The sequence below is a fragment of the Pseudonocardia xinjiangensis genome, from assembly GCF_012911925.1.
GTDB classification, from domain to species: Bacteria; Actinomycetota; Actinomycetes; order Mycobacteriales; family Pseudonocardiaceae; genus Pseudonocardia; species Pseudonocardia xinjiangensis.
Genome location: NZ_JAAXKY010000104.1, coordinates 21,583 through 27,582, shown reverse-complemented (window position 1 = coordinate 27,582; position 6,000 = coordinate 21,583). Strand labels below are relative to the sequence as shown.

General features: G+C 69.5%; 4 protein-coding genes. 2 read left to right on the top strand and 2 right to left on the bottom strand.

Going from position 1 to position 6,000, the window contains the following annotated elements; all coding sequences use genetic code 11:
- The first annotated feature begins 691 nt into the window (after window positions 1–691).
- Together HF577_RS25985 and HF577_RS25980 are read left to right on the top strand one after the other, a co-directional pair.
- Window positions 692–2,671 carry an AMP-binding protein gene (locus tag HF577_RS25985; RefSeq protein WP_169398575.1) on the top strand — a complete coding sequence of 660 codons (1,980 nt, stop codon included), beginning with the start codon at window positions 692–694 and terminating at the stop codon, window positions 2,669–2,671.
- A gap of 86 nt (window positions 2,672–2,757) precedes the next feature.
- Window positions 2,758–3,261: an Asp23/Gls24 family envelope stress response protein gene (locus tag HF577_RS25980; RefSeq protein WP_169398574.1), complete on the top strand. Its 504-nt coding sequence runs from the start codon at window positions 2,758–2,760 to the stop codon at window positions 3,259–3,261.
- 356 nt (window positions 3,262–3,617) lie between these two features.
- On the opposite strand, the gene HF577_RS25975 is transcribed toward HF577_RS25980, so the two are convergent.
- Together HF577_RS25975 and HF577_RS25970 are read right to left on the bottom strand one after the other, a co-directional pair.
- On the bottom strand, window positions 3,618–4,730 hold the full coding sequence (locus HF577_RS25975; protein WP_169398573.1) for an alpha-hydroxy acid oxidase: 1,113 nt from the start codon (window positions 4,728–4,730) through the stop codon (window positions 3,618–3,620).
- A 63-nt stretch (window positions 4,731–4,793) separates the two neighbouring features.
- Window positions 4,794–5,738, bottom strand: coding sequence for a 2-dehydropantoate 2-reductase (locus tag HF577_RS25970; protein WP_169398572.1), 945 nt, complete (start codon window positions 5,736–5,738; stop codon window positions 4,794–4,796).
- Window positions 5,739–6,000: the final 262 nt, after the last annotated feature.

Genomic DNA, 6,000 nt, shown 5'->3' with positions numbered 1-6,000 from the left:
GTCTCCGCCCCCACCAACGCCACCGTCTACGCGATCGCCGAACGGGCGGCCGACCTCGTCCGCGCCTGACCCGGTGCCGACCGCCGGCACGCGTTCTCCACCAGCACCAACGCCAAGGCGTTTCACACGCTCGGCATGCAGTATCAGGGCTTCGCACCGCTGCGGCCCGATCTGGACTTTGCGTCGTTGTTCCACGGCGTCCCGCGATGCTCACCACATCCGGCGAGAGAAGCGTCAGCAGGGCTGACCTTCAGAACTAGCGTTGGGCGATGCCGATCCAACGACATCTCCTCCGGTGAGGAGCTGCAGGACGTCGCCCGTGAGCGGTCCGTCCCCGCTATCGCCTGGGCGTCCCGACTTCCGTGGACGAATGGCGCTGTAGGAGCTGGGCGAGGCGGTCACGCTCTGTCAGTCGCACTGGGGAGGACCGATGCGGACTGTCCGGACGGACCGGATGGCCGCAAGGGCGCCGGACGGCAGCCGGGTGATCTTCTGTGTACAGATTGTCGGTGAGAGCAGGCCGTCAACGCCTGATCCCTGGCCCGAGGGGGGCCGGGCCGCGACCACAGCCCGGCCCCCGCTCGTCACGGCGGTGGCACCCGGTACAGCACGGTCGGGTTGCCGCCACGTCACGGGGCGGGCCCGACGTCCTTGTACGCCGCATTCAATGCAGTCCGCGAAAGGGTCAAGTATGTCCGTTTTTGAGATTCGCCCGTCCGATGCTGCGTCGCAGCATTATCGCGCGGCAGGAATCTGGCGTGGTTCCGGTCCCATCGGGGATCTGCGCCGATGGCGCCACCAGTCTCCCGACACCATCGCGATCAGGGCCTATCAGGGCGGCTCCACCCCTGCGGAGATGAGTTCCGTCATGCTCACCTACGCCGAATACGCTCACTACGTCGAGCGCTTCGCTGGGGCGCTGTACGAGCTGGGCGTGCGACCAGGCGACGTGGTGGGAATGAGGCCGCCGAACGGGTGGCGGGTCGGGCCGCTCCTACTGGCGGCCAACCGGCTCCAGGCCGTACTGGCCCCGATCATGACCACGATCGGGGCCCGTGAGCTGGAGCGCGTGCTGGATCGGGTGGGCGCGAGTGTCTACATCACGATCGACGAGTGGGCGGGGGTGGACCACGCCACTGCGCTGCGCGAGATGGCGCCGCGGTTGTCGCAGCTGCGTCATCGGGTGGTGCTCGGAAGAGCCGCCGACGGCGAGATCGATTTCAGCTCGTTCTTCGAGAACACCCCGTGGGAGCAGCGCCACCCGATCGCCCTGGACGACGCGGAGGAAGACCCGGATCGGGCGGCCATCCTCTTTTTCACTTCAGGCACCACAGGTGAACCAAAAGGGGCCATCCACACCAATAACACCTTTCATGTCGGCGTTTCCGGCATGGCCGAGACGGAGCGCGTCGGTCCCCAGGACGTGACCTTCTCGCCCCATGCGCAGATGTTCGGAATGGGGTACCTGTTCACTCTTCTACCGCTGCTGACCGGGGCGTGCGGCGTGGTGCTGGACTCCTGGTCGGGCGAGCGCGGCGCCAGGTTGTTGGCCGAAGCAGGGGTCTCGATCATGTTCACCGGGCCGACATTCATCCAGGACATGATCGCGGCACGGGACGGACAGCCTCAGACCCCGCTGGCACTGCGCACGCTCTGCGGCGGCGGCACCACCCTTCCGAGGCCGCTGATCGCTGAGGTGCCACGGGTGTTCGGGGTTCCCTTGCAGGTCGCATGGGGGATGACCGAGGTCGGGCTCGGCACGATGACCCAAAAGGACGACCCGGTGGACTGGGCCGCGCACAGCGACGGGCGCGCCTGCGTCCCCTTGGATCTCGACGTGCGGCCGGACTCCAGCAGCACCCATGATCAGCCCGGTCGCCTCTTCGCCCGCGGCGGTGGCGTATGTCTGGCGACGTACGGCCGCGACAGCGGCAAACTCGTCGTCATCGCCGAGCAGGACGACGGCTGGTACGACACGGGCGACCTGGCCATCCCGGACGGACGTGGTGGGATCCGCTTGATGGGCCGCGCCTCCGACCGCATCGGCGGGCTGTTCATGATTCCGGTCGCCGACGTCGAATCCGCCCTGCTCTGCCATCCCGGCGTCGCGGACGTCGCCCTGGTCGGCTACCCCGTAGACGACGGCGACGAGCAGGCCTGCGCAGTGATCACCCCCGCGACCGAGCCCCCGGTTTCCCTTGACGGACTGCGCCGATACCTCAGCGACCAGGAAATGACCGAATGGTACATTCCCACCCCGCCTGGAGTATGTCACGACAATGCCGCGCAATGCCAATGGAAAGGTCCTCAAAAGCGTCCTTCGCCGCTGGGTAACGGGCGAAGACAGGCTCACAAATCCTTGACAGACGACCGGGGCGTCCCCGTCAGCTGCCTGAGGGCCGGGCCCGCCATCGGGTTGCGCGCACGGCGCACGGAGTCCACCGGCTGGACGGCCGGGATGGAACCAGCTGGGCCCTTGTCGGCCTCGCGTCGGTACTGGGCCTGCCGGCACTGTGACACGACCTGGCTCGCTCCGAGTGATCGAGTGCGCGCAACTCACGAGCCCGCCGCTCCGCATCGCAGCGTCCCTGCCGCCAGGCCCACCAAGACTGTGATGGACGTCACATCACCATGTCGAACTCGATCGTGTGAGCGGGGTATCCGCAGGTAGCGGCGTTCCACGACATTGACGCTGGTCCGGGGAGGAGTCAGCACCCCGGGCACCACCTCCCGGCAGCTGAGGGAGATCGATAGCTGATGACGACCATCCCGAGCGGAGCCTCGGCCTCGAGCAGTCCCGAGACCCCGCGCAACGAAGCAAGTGCGTCGACCCGCTCGCCGGTCGCGACTCGCGACAGTGATCTGGAAACCAGCCAGGGCAAGACCACGGTTGCCGACCCTGTGGTATCGAAGATCGCCGGGTTGGCCACGAGGCAGGTCACGGGCGTCGCCGGCTTCGGTAGCGGCGCGGCGCGTGCGATGGGCGCGGTCCGCGAACGCATCCCGGGTGCGCGGGCCAGCAGCAGCCAGGGCGTGGCGGTCGAGGTCGGCGAACGCCAGGCCGCGATCGATCTCACCATCGTCGTGGAATACGGGGTGGCGATCGTCGAGTTGGCCCGCTCGATCCGGCGCAACGTGATCGGCTCCATCGAACAGATGACCGGCCTCGAGGTCGTCGAGGTCAACATCAGCGTGGTCGACCTGCAGCTGCCCGGCGAGGACACCGCGGAGCGGGCCCGGCAACCGGCCCGCGTCGAATGATCCCGAGTCCGTTACCGCCGATCCCACCAAGCTGGGCACTACGGCCCCACACCGATCGAGCGCGAGATCGACCGGCGGGCCGCTCGTCGCGGCGGTGGCACCCGGTACCGCACGGCCGGCTTGTCGCCACCTCACGCGGGCAGCCCGCGGGCGACGAGCCGATCCAGCACGTCACGGTGTCGGTGCTGCCGCCGCACCTGCTGCGGCCGAGCCGATGTCTCCTGGCCGAAGCCACGGTCCGTGCCGACCGGCCATCCCGCGAACTTGAGGTACTGCCCGCATTCCCACGGCGACATCGCCCTCTCGAGCCGCCGCGACTGCTGCCCGCCGAGCTATCTTCCCTGGTAGGCGGGTCGTCAGGGCCGTACCTCCTGCAGGAAGGCAGGGCCGAGCTCGCGCACGCTACCGGCCCCGAGCAGGGTGAGGATCGTGCGCATCTCGTCTCGCAGTAGCTGGTGGACGCGCCGGACTCCGGCCCCGCCGGCTGCCGCGAGACCGTAGGCCGCGAGCCGGCCGATCACGACAACCTCGGCGCCCAGCGCCAGCGCCGTGACCACGTCGCTACCCGACCGGATACCGCTGTCGAGGGCGATCTGTGCGCGGTCACCGATCGCCGCGGCGATCTCGGGCAGCTGGTCGAGCGCCGCGGGGGTCCCGTCGAGCTGGCGCCCGCCGTGGTTCGACACGAGGACCGCCGAGGCGCCGGCGTCCACCGCAGCTGACGCGGCTTCAGCGGTCAGGACGCCCTTCGCCATCCACGGCAGCCGGGTCGTAGCCATCCGCTCGCCGAGCTCGGCCCACGTCCAGACCGGCTCGGTGCGGGTGAACAGCTGCCCGAAAACCTCGTCCAGCGCGACCGGACCGCTGGCGGGGTAGTTGCCGCTGATGACGGCCGGGTCCAGGTTGAACCTGTGGCGCCGATTGCCCTCACGCCAGCCGGCGGTCGGGCAGTCGACGGTGACGCACACGGCGTCATAGCCAGCGTCCTCGATCCGATGCAGCAGGGCGAAAAAGTTCGCGGGCCGGCCCATCGGGTGCACCTGGGCGATCCGGGCGGCCACCGGGGCCGCTTCCGCGACGGCTTCGAGGCAGTGGGTGCCTGCCTCCGGCACGATGCTGACCGCGCCCTCGGCGGCGTTGGCCCGAGCGACGGCGCGGTGTCCCTCGGGGTGGAACAGTCCATCCGCGCCGAACGGCGCGGTGAGGATCGGAAGCCCCAGCGGAATGCCAAGGAAAGACGTGGCCAGATCCGGCACGCCGAGCCCGGTCATGACCCGCGGGCGGTAGGCCCAGCGGTCTAGTGCCTGTCGGTTCCGCCGCAGCGTCACCTCCCGCCCCGCGCCACCGTCCAGGAAGTCGCGGACGTCAGGCGACAGCCCGGCACGGGCCGCGTCGGTGACCTCGGACAGCGTCGCGAAATCAGCATCTTCCCCGAAGAAACCAAGTGCTTTCTGGGGTGTTGTTGTCATCAGGCCCTCTCTGCTGGTGTTCGGTCCGCGATCACAAGGCGATCGCTCACGGTGTCCTCAGGTCTACCGGGAGCTGCCGGCCGGGCTCGTCGAAAGGCCGCGCAGCAGGGCCAGAACGGTGTCGCTGACCGGGGTGGGGATGCCGTGCTGGCGGGCCAGGCGCACCACCGTGCCGGTCAGTCCTTCGTGTTCCAGGCCTCGGTTGTTCTCCCGGTCCTGCAGCATCGAAGAGGTGCCGTCCGGGTCGAGCGCTCGGAGCCAGGCCAGCGCCTCCGACGCCGAGGACGCGTCGAACCGCGCCCCGGCCGTCCGTCCCACCCAGACGGTCTCGTCCAACAGAGCCAGGACCAGTTCGGCGACCGATGGTTCGCGGAGCACCTCGAGCCGACGGCCGGTCAGTACGGTCAGCGGGTTCGCTGCGGCGTTGATCAGCAGTTTGCGCCAGGCCTGGGTGGTGAAGTCGGGTTCGGTTTCCGCGACGATCCCGCTCTCGTTGCACAGCCGGGCGGCCAGCCGGCCGTTCTCGTCGTCGGGCAGCACCAGATCCCCCCGGTCGAGGTGCCGAACCCGAACGCTGCCCACCGCCAGTCGCTCGGCGATGAAGTAGACCAGCGCGGGCACGACGGGCGCGTCGGTGAGTTCGGCGAACCGCTCACGGTGGTCTACCCCGTTCTGGGCGGCGACGATCCGGGTGCTCGGACCGACCAGCGCGGACAGCCACTTGGCCGCCGCGGGGGTGTGCGGCAGTTTGGTCGCAACGAACACCCAGTCCGCCGTGGACTCGACCTGCGCCGGCGCGGCGTGCCAGCGCACCGGGTAAGCCCGAGGGCCGTCGCCGTCATCGATCACGACCACCGGCCGCTCCGGCGCGCTCCGGCTGCAGGCCATCACGCGGTGTCCGGCGCGGGCGAGCCAGGCGGCCAGGGCCGCGCCCACCGCGCCGGTGCCGACCACGGCGATGGTTTCGGGTGGGGCGGCGGCCCGGGCGCTGTTGAGTGGACTCGACATGCGCATTCCCTTGGGCTGGTTGATTGAGAATGGTTTTGCTCTAGTCGAAGAGGTTGGGTTCCTCGGCGGTGATCTGGTCAGACAGAGGGCGGAAGCTGAACCAGTCGGCGCAGTGAGCGGCCGGTTCGACGTAGACGGCCGCGGCTGACGACGGCGGCTGCCGATCGGGGTGCCGGCCGCTCGGGCGAGCAGTTCGGCCTGGCAGCTTGCTCCAGGGTGACGAACCACCAGCCCGCCTGGCCGACCGAGCGGCACGCGGCTG